This is a genomic window from Pantoea sp. NPDC088449, from assembly GCF_044753225.1.
Taxonomy (GTDB): Bacteria; Pseudomonadota; Gammaproteobacteria; order Enterobacterales; family Enterobacteriaceae; genus Pantoea; species Pantoea floridensis.
The window spans coordinates 513,088-530,099 of sequence record NZ_JBIVMT010000003.1; the positions used below are offsets into that span (position 1 = coordinate 513,088).

The 17,012-nt window shown below is 53.6% G+C and carries 16 protein-coding genes; 6 read left to right on the forward strand and 10 right to left on the reverse strand.

Annotation, left to right across the window (positions count from 1 at the left end):
• Positions 1–704: 704 nt before the first annotated feature.
• Positions 705–1,646, reverse strand: coding sequence for a DMT family transporter (locus ACIP6T_RS16840; RefSeq protein ID WP_345827422.1), 942 nt, complete (start codon positions 1,644–1,646; stop codon positions 705–707).
• A gap of 73 nt (positions 1,647–1,719) precedes the next feature.
• Positions 1,720–2,550, reverse strand: a complete 831-nt coding sequence (locus ACIP6T_RS16845; protein ID WP_400458162.1) for an AraC family ligand binding domain-containing protein — start codon at positions 2,548–2,550, stop codon at positions 1,720–1,722.
• Positions 2,551–2,672: 122 nt separating this feature from the next.
• Between ACIP6T_RS16845 and ACIP6T_RS16850 the strand changes: the two genes are divergently transcribed.
• From ACIP6T_RS16850 to ACIP6T_RS16860, 3 genes are all read left to right on the forward strand, one after another.
• Positions 2,673–3,200, forward strand: a complete 528-nt coding sequence (locus tag ACIP6T_RS16850; RefSeq protein WP_097095210.1) for an isochorismatase family protein — start codon at positions 2,673–2,675, stop codon at positions 3,198–3,200.
• 72 nt (positions 3,201–3,272) lie between these two features.
• Entirely contained in the window at positions 3,273–3,716 is a 444-nt protein-coding gene (locus ACIP6T_RS16855) for an antitoxin Xre-like helix-turn-helix domain-containing protein (protein ID WP_097095211.1), read from the forward strand.
• The gene (locus tag ACIP6T_RS16860; RefSeq protein WP_400458163.1) at positions 3,713–4,174 is read left to right on the forward strand and encodes an RES family NAD+ phosphorylase; all 462 of its coding nucleotides are present in this window, start codon (positions 3,713–3,715) and stop codon (positions 4,172–4,174) included. The genes ACIP6T_RS16855 and ACIP6T_RS16860 overlap by 4 nt, the downstream gene beginning before the upstream one ends.
• Positions 4,175–4,259: 85 nt before the next feature.
• Here ACIP6T_RS16860 and ssb1 read toward each other — a convergent pair whose 3' ends face one another.
• Positions 4,260–4,808: a single-stranded DNA-binding protein SSB1 gene (gene ssb1 / locus ACIP6T_RS16865; RefSeq protein WP_097095213.1), complete on the reverse strand. Its 549-nt coding sequence runs from the start codon at positions 4,806–4,808 to the stop codon at positions 4,260–4,262.
• Positions 4,809–5,030: 222 nt separating this feature from the next.
• Here ssb1 and uvrA point away from each other — a divergent pair, with 222 nt between their 5' ends.
• Together uvrA and ACIP6T_RS16875 are read left to right on the forward strand one after the other, a co-directional pair.
• A complete protein-coding gene (gene uvrA, locus ACIP6T_RS16870) occupies positions 5,031–7,859 on the forward strand; it encodes an excinuclease ABC subunit UvrA (protein ID WP_097095214.1) in 2,829 nt (942 codons plus the stop codon).
• Between the two features lie 219 nt (positions 7,860–8,078).
• Complete coding sequence (locus ACIP6T_RS16875; RefSeq protein ID WP_097095215.1) at positions 8,079–9,143, forward strand: NAD(P)-dependent alcohol dehydrogenase; 1,065 nt, start codon at positions 8,079–8,081, stop codon at positions 9,141–9,143.
• A gap of 6 nt (positions 9,144–9,149) precedes the next feature.
• Here the strand turns inward: ACIP6T_RS16875 and ACIP6T_RS16880 are convergent, their stop codons facing one another.
• From ACIP6T_RS16880 to dnaB, 7 genes are all read right to left on the reverse strand, one after another.
• Complete coding sequence (locus ACIP6T_RS16880; protein ID WP_097095216.1) at positions 9,150–9,500, reverse strand: MmcQ/YjbR family DNA-binding protein; 351 nt, start codon at positions 9,498–9,500, stop codon at positions 9,150–9,152.
• A 3-nt stretch (positions 9,501–9,503) separates the two neighbouring features.
• Positions 9,504–9,920, reverse strand: a complete 417-nt coding sequence (locus tag ACIP6T_RS16885; protein WP_097095217.1) for a secondary thiamine-phosphate synthase enzyme YjbQ — start codon at positions 9,918–9,920, stop codon at positions 9,504–9,506.
• 108 nt (positions 9,921–10,028) lie between these two features.
• Positions 10,029–11,570 carry a catalase gene (locus ACIP6T_RS16890; RefSeq protein ID WP_370659784.1) on the reverse strand — a complete coding sequence of 514 codons (1,542 nt, stop codon included), beginning with the start codon at positions 11,568–11,570 and terminating at the stop codon, positions 10,029–10,031.
• A 176-nt stretch (positions 11,571–11,746) separates the two neighbouring features.
• Complete coding sequence (locus ACIP6T_RS16895) at positions 11,747–12,940, reverse strand: amino acid aminotransferase (protein WP_400458164.1); 1,194 nt, start codon at positions 12,938–12,940, stop codon at positions 11,747–11,749.
• Positions 12,941–12,993: 53 nt separating this feature from the next.
• The gene (locus ACIP6T_RS16900) at positions 12,994–13,608 is read right to left on the reverse strand and encodes a YitT family protein (RefSeq protein WP_097095219.1); all 615 of its coding nucleotides are present in this window, start codon (positions 13,606–13,608) and stop codon (positions 12,994–12,996) included.
• Positions 13,609–13,835: 227 nt separating this feature from the next.
• Positions 13,836–14,327 (reverse strand): Lrp/AsnC family transcriptional regulator, encoded by a 492-nt coding sequence (locus tag ACIP6T_RS16905; protein ID WP_097095220.1) that lies wholly within the window; start codon positions 14,325–14,327, stop codon positions 13,836–13,838.
• Between the two features lie 128 nt (positions 14,328–14,455).
• Entirely contained in the window at positions 14,456–15,862 is a 1,407-nt protein-coding gene (gene dnaB, locus ACIP6T_RS16910) for a replicative DNA helicase (RefSeq protein ID WP_097095221.1), read from the reverse strand.
• A 73-nt stretch (positions 15,863–15,935) separates the two neighbouring features.
• Here dnaB and ACIP6T_RS16915 point away from each other — a divergent pair, with 73 nt between their 5' ends.
• Positions 15,936–16,919 carry a quinone oxidoreductase gene (locus ACIP6T_RS16915; protein ID WP_345827426.1) on the forward strand — a complete coding sequence of 328 codons (984 nt, stop codon included), beginning with the start codon at positions 15,936–15,938 and terminating at the stop codon, positions 16,917–16,919.
• The last annotated feature ends 93 nt before the right edge of the window (positions 16,920–17,012 follow it).

Here is a 17,012-nt window from a genome sequence, read left to right on the forward strand (position 1 = left end):
CTTCGGCTATTACTTTACCAACATTAATCATCAGCCCTGAATGCAGACAATTCTGTTAAGCGTTAATGAACAACGCCGTGTAACCGCTAACACATTGCCTCTGTTTTCAATTGGATCTATTGCCTGACTTTACGATTACCTGTTTCAACGGAACTAGTCTAAATCCGCCAACTTGCTGCCAGGAATTATCCTGATTAGATACGTTATTGCTCCTAAACAATAACGGCTAAAAAGTGGCGGTTAAGGTAAATTCTTTCACCATAATCATCGCCGCGCTTAATGGTTTTTTGTTCACGCCTAATCGAATGTTTCTTAACAACGGCGTATTCCCTTAAGCAAAAAGTGGCTTTTCAACGGCCGACTTCAGTGCCAGGGGGCAATAAAAGGCAGGTAAAATGCACCTTTTTGCGCCTCTTCGCGCCTGTTTTTACCTCGCCGGAACGCACTTTAGCCACGGTGATGTGACTTCGGGGCGCGTTTAGGTGGCCTTAACATCATTGAATTCCCCCTTGCTGCTCATCCGGATCGCGTCTTTTATGACAAAAAGGGGCGATAAAAGGGGATGAAATGAGCCGTATTGTTATATCGCGGGCAACGCGTGCGGTAAAAAGGGCAATACGAAGGGGGGAAAGCGTGGGGGAAATTCTTAAAAACACAGGGAAAAGCGCTCCTGAATAGTTTATCCAGTCGCGCTATCTGAGACCTTAAGCCTTCTGCGGTTTAATACGCATCGCATAGATCACGCCCACGAGCAGACAGCCGATACCCATTAGGGTTAATAGCGGCGGCCAGCTTTGTCGCCACAGAAATGCCCACAGCAAACCGGCTAAGGTTTCAAAGACAATCAGCGGCCCCATGATCACCGTTGGCACGCGCTGGCTGGCAGCATTCCAGCACAATGTGCCCAGCCATGAGCAAAACAGTCCCAGTCCCAGCATTAACAGCAGATAGCGCTGCGGCTGTGGCCCAAACGGCAGAGCAAACTCAGGTTGCTGCCAGTGAAGTTGTCCGCAAACTAAGAGAAAGAACACCAGCGCCAGCGGCAGCGTCACTAAACCTTGTGCCGTCGCCCAGCTGCCTGCTTTATGCTGCGGATGAGCACGCAACCATAAACCATTGCGCAGGGGATACCAGGTCCAGCACGCTAAAGCCAGTATCGCAAACAGCAAACCCAGCAGATAACGCGACCAATCAAAATCGGGCCCCTGCGTCTGCATCTCAGCCATATTCACGCAGATCAGCCCAACAGCAATAATGAGTAAAGCCGGCATCAGCTTACGCCACGGCAGGCGTCCCTCCACGTGGCCATAGCAAAGATTGGCCGTCACGGTCATCACCACCGGCAGCGTGCCGATAATCATGGTGGAGATCGGTGCACCGGTTCGTTGAATCGCGCTGGAAAGAAACGTGTAATACAGCAGGTTACCAATCAGTGATAGCTTCAGCGCTTCAACCCAATCTTTGCGCGTTAGCTGACGCAAGCGACGGCGATCGAACCAGGCCAGCGGCAACACCAATAAACCAAATGCCACATAGCGCCCGGCCGATTGTAAGGTGCCGGGATAATCCGGAATCAGTAGCGGGCCGACGAAGATCAGCCCCCACATTAGCCCCGCGGCCAGCGCAAACAGTACTCCAGCAAACATACATCTCTTCCTTTATAGGTAATTTGCTGCAGTGTGATGGAGCAGATAGTTAAAGGCTTGTAGCAGATTGCGGTTAGCGCGAATGGAAGACTTGTTTTTGGTAGCGTCCAGGTGTGATGCCGTAGCGATGGGCGAATGCACGCGTGAGATGGGCCTGATCGGTTAGGCCGACGGATGCCGCAACCGTCGCGGCACTTTCACCGCGTGCCAGCAGCTGTTTGGCCGCGAACAAGCGAAATGCCATCAGCATTTGATGCGGGGTGACGTGAAAGTGTTGTTTGAAACTGCGCAGAAAATGCCACGGCGACAGTGACGCCAGCGCTGCGAGCTCTTCAAGCCGCACCGGCTCGGCAAGATTTTCGCGCAGATAGTCGCGAACGGCATCAAAGCGATGCGTCGCTTCTGCGGGTCGCGGTTCGCCCTGGCGTGCCAGTGGACGCATCAGTTCCAGCAGTTCGAGCAGCGTGCTTTCACGCTCCAGCGCGGTTTCTGCCTGCCACATCTGTGCCAGCAGTTGAGAAAACGGCTGTGCCAGACGCACATCAGTACGTAGCGCCTCGCTGAACCACCAGTGACGATCGCCGGTTAATCGATCCATTTCCTGCGGATCGATGTAGATCATGCGATAACGCCAACCGTCGTCGCAGGCTGATTCACCGGTGTGCAGCTCATCGGGATTCATCATTATCAGCGAATGTTGGGGCGCGGTGTAGTTGGCACCACGATAGCGGAAACGCTGGGCTCCAGACTCTATGGTGCCGATGCCAAAGGCTTCATGGGTATGCGGCTCAAAAGCGTAGCGGGAGATGTGCGCCTGATAAAGCTCAATGCCTGGCAGCTCAGCGAAATGCTGAAACTGCGCCCGATCTTGCTCACAAGGAAAAACGTCAGGAACCACCTTCACAACCCACCTCCAGATTAAAAGCGATTATAAGCATGCGCGGGGATGCCGATAAATGCAAAACGGATTTGCTTTACCTCTTCACGTATTCACCGGACACTCAAAGGACTGAAAAGGAGATAACGATGGCTAATCGAGTAGTTATGGTCGTGGACATGCAAAATGGCGTGCTGGCAATGCCGCGCTTTGATCGTTCTGGCCGGTGCGAACGCATTAATCAGTTAACCGCCGCCGCCGATCGGGTGATTTTCATCCAGCATGTGGGCCCAGGCTTAGAGGTAGATTCAGAGGGCTGGGCGATTGTCCCCGAACTGCAGCAGCCGGCTAACGCCCTCTTCGTCAACAAAACGGCGTGCGACAGCTTTTGGCAAACCGACCTCGCCGCTCAGCTCGACCAATTTGGTATTAACAGCTTCGTCATTTGCGGCTGCGCGACCGATTACTGTGTCGATACCACCATCAAAGTCGGCGCCAGCCTCGGCTATCACATCACTGTCGCCGCCGATGCGCACACCACCGCCGACCGCACTTATGTTTCCGCGCAACAGCAGATCAATCAGCACAACGAAGTGTGGGCCGATTTGATTATGCCGGGTAATCCGGTGCGGGTGCGTGAGACGGAAGCGTTATTACGGGAATGGCGACCGCATTAACGGTTCTGCTATTGAAAACTTCTGACAAGTGTCAATAATAGAGTATGACATTTGTCAGATTTGGAGAAATCTATGCGAGCCTACATTCCTGATGGCAAATCACATGACAACGCGCTTTGGCGCTTTGCTGGCTTACCCCCACGGGGACTGGAGCTAACTCGCATGCTCGAGGCAGGCTTACCGGTCGCGGTGATCGACGACATTCGTCATTGGTCGGCGATGAGCAGAGCCGAGATCATGAAGGTCACCGGCATCAATGAGCGTAATATTGCCCGCCGTAAAAGCGCAGGTAAAAGCTTGTCACCCGATGAGAGCGAACGTATCGCCCGCTTTGTCCGTGTCATGGATGCTGCCGTTCAATTATTTGGTGGCAATAAAGAAGACGCTACCCAATGGTTAAGCCGGCCGGTGAAAGGATTAGGTAACGTTGCACCGATTACCTTGCTGGCAACGGAAAGCGGCGCATTAGATGTGCTTGATTTGATTGGACGACTGGAGCATGGCGTCTTCTCATGATTTTCTTCCGGCTAATCAAAACGCAATATGCTTCTGAAGCCTGGACCGGCAATGGTGCGAAACAGTATGGTGGCCGCTGGAATCATAAAGGCCACCCAACCCTTTATGTCGCGACCTCGGTTTCACTTGCCGCGCTTGAAGTGCTGGTGCATGCCTCGAATGCGTCGATTTTGGATGAGTACACCTTATTCAGCATTGAGATCCCTGACGACGAAGTCTCCTACATTACTGAAGATTTTTTGCCTGCCGATTGGCGCCAGGATCCAGCTCCGGTTTCGACCATGGATTTAGGTACAGGTTGGCTTCAATCGGGGGAAGGTGCAGCGCTGATTATTCCCTCAAGCATGATTCCGATGGAAAACAATGCGGTGTTGAATCCTCAGCATCCGGCATTTAAGGGCTTTCTACCGAGTGTACAAAAGCTCCCCTTTGCATTCGATCATCGACTGATCAAGTAAATCAAAAGCTGACTCTCCAGACAACAAAAAGCCCCGTATGACGGGGCTTTCAAAGCAACGAAACCGATAACGCTCAGCAGAGCGTTTAGAACGGAATGTCGTCGTCAAAATCCATCGGCGGTTCATTGTTCGCCGGTGCGCTCTGCTGCTGTGGACGCTGCTGAGCACCGCCGCTGAACTGGTTGCCGCCTTGCGGCTGCTGTTGTGGCTGCTGTGGCTGGCCCCAACCGTTGTTATTGCCGCCCTGGCCGCCCGCGGGTGCGCCACCGGCGTTCGCGCCCTGCTGACGTCCACCCAGCATCTGCATGGTGCCGCCAACATTTACCACCACTTCAGTGGTGTATTTTTCCTGGCCGCTCTGGTCAGTCCATTTACGGGTACGCAGCTGCCCTTCGATGTAAACCTGAGAACCTTTACGCAGGTATTCTCCGGCTACTTCCGCCAGCTTGCCAAACAGCACCACACGGTGCCATTCAGTGATCTCTTTGTTTTCACCGGTGGTCTTATCGCGCCAGCTTTCTGACGTGGCCAGCGTAATGTTGGCTACCGCGCCACCATTTGGCATGTAGCGCACTTCCGGATCCTGACCCAGATTCCCGACTAGAATCACTTTGTTTACGCCACGACTGGCCATGTTGCTGTCTCCCGATGAGTTGATGCTAAAAGTCTAAGCGAAAAATTGTATCACGTCATATTGCTGTGTGCCCACTTTAGAGCGGGATTCCAAATTTTCCCTATCCCAATATTAGCAAAAACACTGGATATTTATTCAGTTTATTTTTTGTGCCATAATGATGCGTTTCTGCTGGTCATGCTGGCAAGGCATGGCGAGTGTTGTTCAATCCGGGAAAGGTGAATGGATAAGATCGAAGTCCGCGGTGCTCGCACCCATAATTTGAAGAACATCAACCTGATCATTCCTCGCGATAAGCTTATTGTGGTCACCGGTCTATCGGGTTCCGGTAAGTCTTCGCTGGCGTTTGATACGCTGTATGCCGAAGGCCAGCGTCGCTATGTCGAATCGCTGTCGGCCTATGCGCGCCAGTTTCTTTCATTAATGGAGAAACCGGACGTTGACCATATTGAAGGTCTTTCGCCCGCCATTTCCATTGAGCAAAAATCAACGTCACACAACCCGCGTTCTACCGTCGGCACGATTACGGAAATCCACGACTATTTGCGTCTGCTGTTTGCGCGTGTCGGTGAGCCGCGCTGCCCCGATCATGACGTTCCCCTGGCGGCACAAACCGTCAGTCAGATGGTCGATCAGGTGTTGTCGCAGGAAGAAGGCCGCCGCCTGATGCTGCTGGCGCCAGTGGTGAAAGATCGCAAAGGCGAGCACACCAAAACGCTGGAAAACCTTGCTGCACAGGGTTATATCCGCGCACGTATTGATGGTGAAGTGTGCGATCTCTCCGATCCACCCAAGCTTGAGCTGCAAAAGAAACACACCATTGAAGTGGTGATTGACCGCTTCCGCGTGCGCGACGATCTGGCAACGCGTCTGGCTGAATCGTTTGAAACCACGCTGGAATTGAGCGGTGGTACGGCGATCGTTGCGGATATGGACGATACCGATGCTGAAGAGATGTTGTTCTCAGCTAACTTTGCCTGCCCAATCTGTGGCTACAGCATGCGCGAGCTTGAACCGCGTCTGTTCTCGTTCAACAACCCAGCCGGTGCCTGTCCAACCTGTGATGGTTTGGGCGTACAGCAATATTTCGATCCCGATCGCGTGGTGCAAAATCCGGAGCTGTCGTTGGCCGGTGGCGCTATCCGCGGCTGGGATCGCCGTAACTTCTATTACTTCCAGATGCTGCGCTCGCTGGCAGAGCATCTGCAGTTCGATGTCGAAGCCCCGTTCAACAGCCTGAGCGACAACGCGCGCAAGGTGATCCTCTACGGGTCAGGCAAAGAAAATATCGAATTCAAATACATTAACGATCGGGGCGATACCTCGGTACGTCGCCATCCGTTTGAAGGTGTGCTGCACAACATGGAGCGCCGTTATAAAGAGACGGAATCCAATGCGGTGCGTGAAGAACTGGCGAAATTTATCAGCAACCGCGCCTGTGCCAGCTGTGAAGGCACGCGTCTGCGTCGTGAAGCGCGCCATGTATTTGTCGAAGACACCAACCTGCCGACCATCTCTGAGATGAGCATTGGTCATGCGATGGATTTCTTCGCGAATATGAAGCTGAGCGGCCAGCGCGCGCAGATCGCGGAAAAAATCCTTAAGGAGATTGGCGATCGCCTGAGCTTCCTGGTAAACGTCGGATTGAATTACCTGTCGATGTCGCGCTCAGCGGAAACGCTGTCCGGCGGTGAAGCGCAGCGTATTCGTCTGGCGAGCCAGATTGGTGCGGGATTGGTGGGCGTGATGTATGTGCTTGATGAACCCTCTATCGGTTTGCATCAGCGCGACAACGAGCGGCTGCTCGGCACGCTGATTCACCTGCGCGATCTGGGCAATACGGTGATTGTGGTTGAGCACGATGAAGATGCGATTCGCGCGGCTGACCATGTTATTGATATTGGACCAGGCGCAGGCGTGCATGGTGGTCAGGTGGTGGCGGAAGGCGATGTCCATGCGATTATGGCCAATGAACAATCGCTTACCGGCCAGTTCTTGAGCGGCAAACGCGAAATCGCCATCCCTAAAGAGCGCGTGAAAGGCGATCCCACTAAAGTGCTGAAACTCACCGGTGCGCGCGGCAATAACCTTAAAGATGTCACGCTGACAATCCCGGTAGGATTATTCACCTGCATCACTGGCGTATCCGGCTCCGGCAAATCAACGCTGATTAACGATACTTTGTTCCCGATTGCACAGCGCCAGCTTAACGGTGCAACCACCATCGAAGCGGCGCCTTATCGTGAGATCGCCGGTCTGGAACATTTCGATAAAGTGATCGATATCGATCAGAGCCCGATTGGCCGTACGCCGCGTTCGAATCCCGCGACCTATACCGGCATTTTTACGCCAGTGCGCGAGCTGTTCGCTGGTGTACCGGAAGCGCGTTCACGCGGTTATAATCCGGGCCGCTTCAGCTTCAACGTGCGCGGCGGACGCTGTGAAGCCTGCCAGGGCGACGGCGTGATCAAAGTAGAAATGCACTTCTTACCCGATATCTACGTACCGTGCGACCAGTGCAAAGGCAAACGCTATAACCGCGAAACGCTGGAGATTAAATACAAAGGCAAGAGCATCCACGAAGTGTTGGACATGACCATTGAAGAAGCACGTGAGTTCTTCGATGCGGTGCCGGCGCTGGCGCGTAAGCTGCAAACGCTGATTGATGTTGGCCTGTCGTATATCCGTCTCGGTCAGTCAGCGACCACGCTCTCTGGCGGTGAAGCCCAGCGCGTTAAGCTGGCGCGTGAGCTGTCAAAACGCGGCACTGGCCAGACGTTGTACATCCTTGATGAGCCAACCACCGGTCTGCACTTTGCCGATATCCAGCAGCTGCTGGAAGTGCTGCATCAGCTGCGCGATCAGGGCAACACCATCGTGGTGATTGAACACAATCTCGACGTGGTCAAAACCGCAGACTGGATTGTCGATCTCGGCCCGGAAGGCGGCAGCGGTGGCGGTGAAATCCTGATTGCGGGCACGCCAGAAACGGTAGCGGAGTGTGAACGCTCGCATACCGCCCGCTTCCTTAAACCTATGTTGAAGAAGTAAATTTCTCTAAGGCCCGCCAGCGCGGGCCTTATTTTTAGTGTCGATTTCCGCCGCGAAATGCAGGAACAGGCAAGAATCAGACAACTTCAGGCATATACGCTTTTCATCCTGCTGACTATCCTTACAACGTTCCTTTTGGCGTCCTTACGCCCTTTTATCCCTTCCATGTACTGAACGGGATCCCGCAAAAATCTCACGACACATCCTACTGGAGACACCATGAATATTACGCATGCCTATGCCGCACAGGACGCGAAAGCAAAACTCGCTCCGTTCGACTTTAAGCCACGCGAACTGCGCGATCATGATGTGCAGATTGAAGTGTTGTACTGTGGCGTCTGCCACTCTGATCTACATACCGCCCGCAACGAATGGCGCAACACCGTTTTCCCGGTAGTGCCAGGCCATGAAATCGTGGGTCGCGTAACGGCCGTTGGTGCGCACACGCACAACTACAAAGTGGGTGATTTGGTCGGCGTTGGCTGTATGGTCGATTCCTGCCGCAGCTGTCCAAGCTGTCAGGAAGGGCTGGAGCAGTATTGCGAAAACGGCTTCGTTGGCACCTATAACGGTGAAGATCGCCAAACAGGTGCGATTACCTACGGCGGTTACTCCACCAACATGGTGGTAGATGAAAGCTTCGTGCTGCGCGTACCTGAAAATCTCGACCTGGCGGGCGTTGCGCCGCTGCTGTGTGCTGGCATCACCACTTACTCGCCGCTGCGCCACTGGAACGTCGGCCCGGGTAAAAAAGTGGGCATCGTCGGCCTGGGCGGTCTTGGTCACATGGGCGTGAAACTGGCGCACGCGATGGGCGCACACGTGGTGCTGTTCACTACCTCACCATCAAAAATTGAAGATGGTAAGCGCCTGGGCGCTGATGAAGTGGTGATTTCGAAAGATGCCGATCAGATGGCACAGCACACCAATAGCTTTGACTTCATTCTGAATACCGTGGCGGCACAGCACGACCTTAATCCGTTCATCACCCTGCTGAAGCGTGATGGCAACATGACGCTGGTCGGCGCGCCGGAGCACGATCACCCGGCACCGCAGGTATTTAACCTGATCTTCAAACGTCGCAGCGTCGCCGGCTCACTGATTGGTGGCATCGCTGAAACCCAGGAGATGCTGGATTTCTGCGGCAAGCACGGTATCACTTCCGATATCGAATTGATCGCGATGAACCAAATCAACGAAGCCTACGAACGTATGCTGAAAAGCGACGTGAAATATCGCTTCGTGATTGATATCAACACCCTGCGTGAGGAATCTGCGGCGTAATTCGCCTCAGTTTTCGTCATGGTTGACGCCCGCTTCGCGCGTGGCGTCAGCCTGTTGCCAGGACGCATCCACCAGATAGTAAATTTGCGAATCTTTCAGCGAACCATCTAGCCACAACGTGCTCCAGTGCGACTTGTTCAAATGCTCGCTAGGAAACACATCGCTATGTTCCTCGCGTAATAACTCCGCCAGCGCCGGAGAAGCCTTCAGCGATAACGCTGGGCGCCCCTTCACCTCGTACAGCATGGCGAAAAGCACGCCCTCGCTTTTGATTTGCGTCGCCTGCCACTGCTCTTTGTAGCTCTGCTCTGCGCCCGGCTTGGCCATGCAGTAAGTCAGTAGATCCGAAGTATTCATGTTTTATTCCCCTTGTAAGGTCGCCACGATGCGCCGCGCACCGCCGTGTACGCGATGTTCGCCGAGCCAAATCCCCTGCCACGTTCCCAGCAGCAGGCGACCACGATTAATCGGGATCAGCAGTGAAACACCCAACAGCGAAGATTTGATATGCGCGGGCATGTCGTCAGCCCCTTCGTAGTCGTGCTGATAAGGCGCGTTTTCTGGAACCTGGCGTAAGAAATGCTGCTCCATATCGCTGCGCACCGTGGGATCGCAATTCTCATTCAGCGTCAAAGAGGCCGATGTGTGTTGCAGCAAGAGATGCAATTGGCCGACGCGCACATCGGATAAGACGTTAAGCTGGTCGATAATCTCATCAGTGACCAGATGAAAACCACGCGTTTTGGCGTCAAGCGTAAGCGTTTGTTGATACCACATGCCAGAATCCCTAAATGAAATACACCGTTTAAGTGTGCAGCATGTCAGCGAAAGGTAAACCCTGCAGGAAGGAAAAAGCGGCAGAGCGTGATGTCTGCCGCCAGAAGATTAGTCGTTCAGCTTGTCTGCCAGCGCTTTGATGCTGCCAACGTCATCTTTGGTGATCGCCGCCAGGCGCGTGCCGTACTCTTTATCGGCTTTATAGAAAAACGACAGCATAATGGCGCGGCTTTGCACATCAACACCTTTCAGCGCGCCGCCAAGCGAGTTAACCAGATCGGTTTTCTCTTTATCGCTAAACGAACGATACAGCTCGCCAGCCTGCTTGAAGTTCTGGGTTTTCGCGATGATCGCCTGCTGCGTGCTTCCGCTCAGTGGAGTGTGGCTGTAACGTGCGCTTTGCAGCTCCTCGCGAGGATAAATGCGGCTTGGCTGATAGTTAACACCATGATCATCGGCTTGAACGCTGTTCATCGCGCCATCCTGATTGCCGTTGCTGACCGGCACGCGCGGCGCGTTAACCGGCAGGCTCAGGCCATTAGCACCCACGCGATACATCTGCGTATCGGCGTAGGAGAACAGACGTCCCTGCAGCAAGCGGTCTTCAGACGCTTCAATGCCCGGAACCAGGTTTGACGGCGCCATCGCCACCTGCTCGGTCTCCTGGAAGAAGTTATCAACGTTGCGATTCAACTCCATCTGACCGATCTTCACTTCGGCAATGCCCGGCCAGATTTTAGTCGCGTCCAGCGGGTTGAAATCGTATTTATCGAGATCGCTGGCTTTGATGGTTTGAATGTAGAGATCCCACTTCGGGAAGGCTTTGTTGTTAATCGCCGTGACCAGATCTTCAGTCATATGGCTGTAAGAGGTACTCTGAATGGCGGCAACTTCACCTGGATCGAGGTTTTTCTCGCCCTGCAGCGTCTTCCAGTGGAACTTCACATAGTGCACTTCGCCTTTCGCGTTGACGAACTTATAGGCATGGACGCTGTTGCCGTCCATTTGACGATAGTTAGCCGGCGTGCCCATGTTGGAGAACAGCATGGTTAAGGCGTGCGTAGCTTCCGGGACGTGGGAAAAGAAATCAAAGGTGCGCGCATCGTTATCAAGGTTGCTACGCGGATCGGGCTTGAAAGCATGGACCATATCCGGGAATTTAATCGCATCGCGGATGAAGAACACCGGCAGGTTATTGCCAACCAAATCCCAGTTGCCCTGGCTGGTATAAAACTTCGTGGCGAAACCACGCGGATCGCGCAGTGTTTCCGGCGAATGTTTGCTGTGAACCACGGATGAGAAGCGCACAAAGACTGGCGTCACGCTGCCTGGCTTGAACACTTCAGCCATCGTCAAATCGCTGATGTCTTTGCTGGCACGGAACTCACCATGAGCACCCGTGCCGCGTGCGTGGACGACACGCTCGGGAATACGTTCACGGTCAAAGCGCTGCAGCTTCTGGATCAACTGCCCATCCTGAAGCAGCACAGGGCCTTGATCGCCTGCGGTTTGTGAGTTCTGGTTATCACCTACTGGAGCGCCATTGTCGCGCGTTAATTCGGTACTGAAAGCTGGAAGTGAGAAGGCTAAGGCAAGAGCACAAGCCAATGGATTGAGTAAATAAGAACGGGCTGTCCGGGTCATAAGCATGCTTCCTTGTATGTATGCGTTCGCAACAGGTTGTCGCGTACGGCCGCTGTCGGCGCGAGCATCTTTACATTCAAGAAATTAAGATCTAACGAGACCGGTCCCGTTTATACATAACAAAAAAGTTATAAAAAAACCGCCAACCTCAGGCTGGCGGTTTTTCAACAGCAGAAAAGGCGTTACATCACCGCAGCAAAGGCTTCGGCCACCTGATTGACGTTACGGCTGTTAAGACCCGCAACGCACATGCGGCCGCTGGCAATCAGATACACACCAAACTCATCGCGCAGGCGATCAACCTGCTGGGCGCTCAAGCCGGTATAGCTGAACATACCGCGCTGCTTCAGCAGGTAATCAAAGTTTTGCCCCGGCAGCTTAGCGCGTAATACTTCCACCAGCGCCTGACGCATTTCGATAATGCGCAGACGCATCGCTTCCACTTCAGCCAGCCAGTTGGTCAGCAGCGCTTCGTCGTTCAGTACGCATGAAACCACCTGCGCGCCAAAGTTGGGTGGGCTGGAGTAGTTACGGCGTACGGTGGCTTTCAGCTGGCCGAGTACGCGCACAGACTCTTCGGCGCTGTCGCAGACGATAGAAAGTCCGCCAACGCGCTCGCCGTAAAGTGAGAAGATTTTAGAGAACGAGTTGCTGACCAGCGCAGGCAGACCGGCTGCAGCAATCGCGCGAATCGCATAGGCATCCGCTTCCATTCCCGCACCAAAACCCTGGTACGCGATATCGAGGAACGGAATCAACTCCTGCGCTTTAAGTACGTCGGTGGTTTCATCCCACTGCGCGTTAGTCAGATCGGCGCCGGTTGGGTTGTGGCAGCATGGATGCAGCAGCACGATGGATTGCTTCGGCAACCTTTTCAGTTTGGCAATGAACGCCTCAAACTGTACGCCGTTGGTTTCCGCGTCATACCACGGGTAAGTATTCACCTCGAAACCGGCACCGTTAAAGATCGCGATGTGGTTTTCCCACGTTGGATCGCTCACCCACACGTTTGAATGGGGGAAGTAACGTTTCAGGAAATCGGCACCGACTTTCAGCGCGCCTGAACCACCCAGCGTCTGGATTGAGGCAATCCGCCCCGCTTTCAGCACGGGATGTTCTTTGCCAAACAGCAGCGGCGCAATGGCATTACGGTACGCGTTCAAACCTTCCATCGGCAGATACAGCGATGCCTGATGTGGCTGTGCCTGCAAGCGCTCTTCCGCTGCGGCAACCGCCTGCAGCTGAGGAATGATGCCCGCTTCGTTGTAATAAAGACCAATGCTCAGATTGACTTTGTTATCGCGCGGATCTTGTTTGAAGGTTTCCATCAGCGACAGAATCGGATCGCCGGCATAGGCATCAACGTTTTGAAACACGGTGCAGATCTCCATGATTGTTCTTAAGTATGAGGTGAGGTAATGATGCGTCATCAAACCATGTAACGGCCGGGACGATGATTCATTGCGATGATGAGATTAAGGATCACCGCGCCCGCAATTGAGGCCAACAGCATCGGCATTGATACCACAAACAGCGAGGCCAGCACCACGCAGGTATCCACCGCCATTTGCAATTTCCCGGCTCGCAGCCCGATACGGTCCTGCAACCAGAGCGCCAAAATATTGATGCCGCCAAGGCTGGCTTTGTGACGGAACAACACTATAAACCCAATGCCCATCACCACGTTACCGAACAGTGTCGCATAAAACGGATTTAGCGCAGAAAAATGCACAAAGAGAGGATGCAGATGCGTAAACAGCGACACAAGGCCCACAGCACAGAAAGTTTTTAGCGTGAATTCCCAGCCCATGCGGCGCACGGCCAGCCAGTAAAAAGGCAGATTGATGAGGAAGAACGCGCTGCCGAAGGAGAGCGGCGTCAGGTAGCTAATCAAGAAGGCAATACCTGCCGAGCTACCGGTCAGCGCGCCCGCCTGTTTCAGCATAATCACGCCAAACGACACCATCAGCGTGCCAAGGACAATTGCCAGCGCATCTTCAATCAGCGAATGGGGAACTTTGGTCGGTTGTACAACGTTATCCATGGGTTAATCTCATTGCAAATGATGCCCGTCAAATGCAAAAAACGCACCACATCGGCGACGTTTTGTCACCACCGATGGGTGCCAGTGATTATCCAATTGATAACTAAGGCGCTTTATTGCAGGTTTTTGTGCATCTATTAAGGATAAACCATCAACTTATGCACAAATCTATTTTCTGATGCGCGTTTTTTGCATTAACTCGGCAATTATCGCACCAGATTAGCACATCATGCACTTTTTTGGCGCGTTTTGTGCTGGGGGATGATCATCAAACCGTTCTCTTTTAAGCGGCTTAAAACCACGGATGTTTTAACGTGCGCGACGCTTTGATGCCCCGCCACTAGCTGGCTAATCAGCGCGCTTAACGACGCTAAATCGGCCACCGCCACTTTCAGTAAATAATCTGCATCGCCGGTGGTTTTGAAGGCATCAACAATAGCGGCTTCTTCTTCCACCATGCGATGGAAACTCTCTTCATAATCCGGCGTATGATTTTTCAGACGAACTTCAATTAATCCCACCATACCAAGGCCAACTGCATCGGGCGAAAGGCGGGCGTGATAGCCGAGAATGAGATTCGCCTGTTCAAGATTGATGCGGCGGCGTGAACATTGCGACGCCGAAAGCCCGACTAAATCACTGAGTTCCTGGTTGGTAAGGCGGCCATTAGATTGTAGTAATGTCAGTATCTTAAGGTCGTGATCGTCTACCTGAGTCATTCTGTTTCCACAGCGTTATAGGGTGCGCTTTGCTACAGATAACCCGATTGAAGGCGGGGTTGTCCAACACTATTTTCTGATGACGTGAAATGCATGCACAAATCGTGCATGCAGGCGCAGAGAAAGGATTATTCGTCGTCGTATTGCGGGCCAGCGTAGTTATCAAAGCGTGACCACTGGCCGTTAAAGGTCAGGCGTACCGTACCGATCGGGCCGTTACGCTGCTTACCAAGGATGATCTCAGCGATGCCTTTCAGATCGCTGTTTTCGTGATAGACCTCATCGCGATAGATAAACATGATCAAGTCGGCGTCCTGCTCGATCGAGCCCGATTCGCGCAGATCCGAGTTCACCGGGCGTTTATCGGCGCGCTGCTCCAGCGAGCGGTTAAGCTGTGAAAGGGCAACAACCGGCACATTTAGCTCTTTCGCCAGCGCTTTTAACGAGCGCGAGATCTCGGCGATCTCCAGCGTACGGTTATCCGACAGCGACGGCACACGCATCAGCTGCAGGTAGTCGATCATGATCAGGCTCAACCCGCCGTTTTCACGGAAGATACGACGCGCGCGCGAACGCACTTCGGTGGGCGTCAGGCCAGAAGAATCATCAATAAACATGTTCTTCTTCTCGAGCAAAATCCCCATCGTCGCGGAGATGCGCGCCCAATCTTCATCTTCCAGCTGGCCGGTACGAATGCGCGTCTGATCCACACGCGAGAGCGACGCCAGCATACGCATCATCAACTGCTCGCTGGGCATTTCCAGACTGAAAATCAGCACCGGCTTGTCTTGCAACATCGCGGCGTTTTCGCACAGGTTCATGGCGAAGGTGGTTTTGCCCATCGAAGGGCGCGCCGCCACGATAATCAGGTCTGAGCCCTGCAATCCGGCGGTTTTTTTGTTCAAATCCTGATAACCGGTATCAACACCGGTCACGCCGTCATGCGGCGTTGAGACCAGTGATTCAATACGCGATACCGTCGCTTCCAGAATCTGCTCAATGTTCTGCGGGCCCTGATCTTTATTGGCGCGCTGCTCGGCAATTTTGAAGACGTTAGATTCAGCGAAATCGAGCAGATCTTCGCTGCTGCGACCCTGCGGATCGTAACCAGCATCAGCGATCTGGTTCGCCACCGCGATCATTTCTCGTACTACCGCTCGTTCACGCACGATATCGGCATAAGCACCGATGTTGGCAGCACTTGGTGTATTTTTTGCCAGCTCGGCCAGATAGGCGAAGCCGCCCGCCATCTCAAGCTCACCGAGTGTTTCCAGTGATTCTGAGAGCGTAATCAGGTCAATCGGCTGGCCCGCTTCGAGTAAACGCTGCATTTCCGTAAAGATTAAACGGTGCGAGCGGTTAAAGAAGTCGCTGGCGACGACACGTTCTGAGACGTTATCCCAGCGCTGGTTATCCAGCATCAACCCACCGAGCACCGACTGCTCCGCTTCTATGGAATGCGGTGGCATTTTCACGCCTTCCAGCTGCCGATCGCGGGGTTCGTTCGATTTGTTGGTGGGTTTATTTCCTGCCATAGTGAATGCATTACCGATCGTGAAAGGGACGCGCAAGTATACCGTCCCAGGATGAACAATCACAGGAGTCAGAATGGCAAAGCGTATTCAGTTCAACCAACACGGCGGCCCAGAAGTGCTGCAATGGGCCGATTTCGAGTTAGCCGATCCCGCCGAGCATGAAGTGCAGGTGGAAAATAAGGCGATTGGCATTAACTACATTGATACCTACGTACGTAGCGGCCTGTATCCGGTAGCGGAGTTGCCATCGGGCCTGGGCACCGAGGCCGCGGGTGTGGTGAAGCGAGTGGGATCAAAAGTGACGCGATTCAAAGCAGGCGACCGCGTGGTGTATTGCCAGGCGACGTTGGGTGCCTACAGTGAAGCGCACAATGTGGCAGAAGACCGCCTGGTGATCCTGCCAGACAGCATCAGCTTTGAACAAGGCGCGGCCTCTTTCCTCAAAGGTTTAACCGTGCAGTATCTGCTGCGCCAAACCTACAAAGTGAAAGCCGACGAAATCTTCCTGTTCCACGCCGCGGCCGGTGGCGTCGGTTTGATTGCCTGCCAGTGGGCGAAAGCGCTGGGCGCACACCTGATAGGTACCGTGGGTTCGGCCGAGAAAGCGCAGATTGCAAAAGATGCGGGTGCTTGGGCCACCATTAACTATCGTGAAGAGGATATTGCGAAACGCGTAAGCGAATTAACCAAGGGCGAGAAGGTCGCGGTGGTGTATGACTCAGTAGGGAAAGATACCTGGGAACCTTCGCTGGATAGTCTGCGCCGCCACGGATTGATGGTGAGCTTTGGTAATGCCTCGGGTCCGGTGACCGGTATCGATCTCGGCATACTGAATAAGAAAGGCTCGCTATTCGTTACCCGACCTTCCCTGTTTGGCTATATCACCAACCGGGAAGAGCTCGACGCCGCCAGTAATGAGTTGTTCTCACTGATCGCCAGCCGGGCAATTCAGCTTAACGTACCTGAGCAGCAGAAATTTGCCTTAAGCGATGCGGTACGTGCGCATCAGGTGCTGGAAAGCCGTGCAACACAGGGTTCAAGTCTGCTAATTCCCTGATCGCTAAAAGCAAACGGGGCTTCCCGTAGGAAGCCCCTTTTTCTTTCTTTTTTATAGTTCGCGCTGGTGTAGGGACAGCGGCGATGAATTCGT

Bases quoted from the DNA above. Each gene is read 5' to 3' on its own strand.
- ACIP6T_RS16855 (WP_097095211.1), top strand. From the start codon at position 3,273: ATGCGAGCCTACATTCCTGATGGCAAATCACATGACAACGCGCTTTGG.
- ACIP6T_RS16905 (WP_097095220.1), bottom strand. From the start codon at position 14,327: ATGACTCAGGTAGACGATCACGACCTTAAGATACTGACATTACTACAA.
- ACIP6T_RS16885 (WP_097095217.1), bottom strand. From the start codon at position 9,920: ATGTGGTATCAACAAACGCTTACGCTTGACGCCAAAACGCGTGGTTTT.
- ACIP6T_RS16900 (WP_097095219.1), bottom strand. From the start codon at position 13,608: ATGGATAACGTTGTACAACCGACCAAAGTTCCCCATTCGCTGATTGAA.
- dnaB (WP_097095221.1), bottom strand. From the start codon at position 15,862: ATGGCAGGAAATAAACCCACCAACAAATCGAACGAACCCCGCGATCGG.
- ACIP6T_RS16840 (WP_345827422.1), bottom strand. From the start codon at position 1,646: ATGTTTGCTGGAGTACTGTTTGCGCTGGCCGCGGGGCTAATGTGGGGG.
- ACIP6T_RS16880 (WP_097095216.1), bottom strand. From the start codon at position 9,500: ATGAATACTTCGGATCTACTGACTTACTGCATGGCCAAGCCGGGCGCA.
- ssb1 (WP_097095213.1), bottom strand. From the start codon at position 4,808: ATGGCCAGTCGTGGCGTAAACAAAGTGATTCTAGTCGGGAATCTGGGT.
- ACIP6T_RS16850 (WP_097095210.1), top strand. From the start codon at position 2,673: ATGGCTAATCGAGTAGTTATGGTCGTGGACATGCAAAATGGCGTGCTG.
- ACIP6T_RS16860 (WP_400458163.1), top strand. From the start codon at position 3,713: ATGATTTTCTTCCGGCTAATCAAAACGCAATATGCTTCTGAAGCCTGG.
- ACIP6T_RS16890 (WP_370659784.1), bottom strand. From the start codon at position 11,570: ATGCTTATGACCCGGACAGCCCGTTCTTATTTACTCAATCCATTGGCT.
- ACIP6T_RS16915 (WP_345827426.1), top strand. From the start codon at position 15,936: ATGGCAAAGCGTATTCAGTTCAACCAACACGGCGGCCCAGAAGTGCTG.
- ACIP6T_RS16875 (WP_097095215.1), top strand. From the start codon at position 8,079: ATGAATATTACGCATGCCTATGCCGCACAGGACGCGAAAGCAAAACTC.
- uvrA (WP_097095214.1), top strand. From the start codon at position 5,031: ATGGATAAGATCGAAGTCCGCGGTGCTCGCACCCATAATTTGAAGAAC.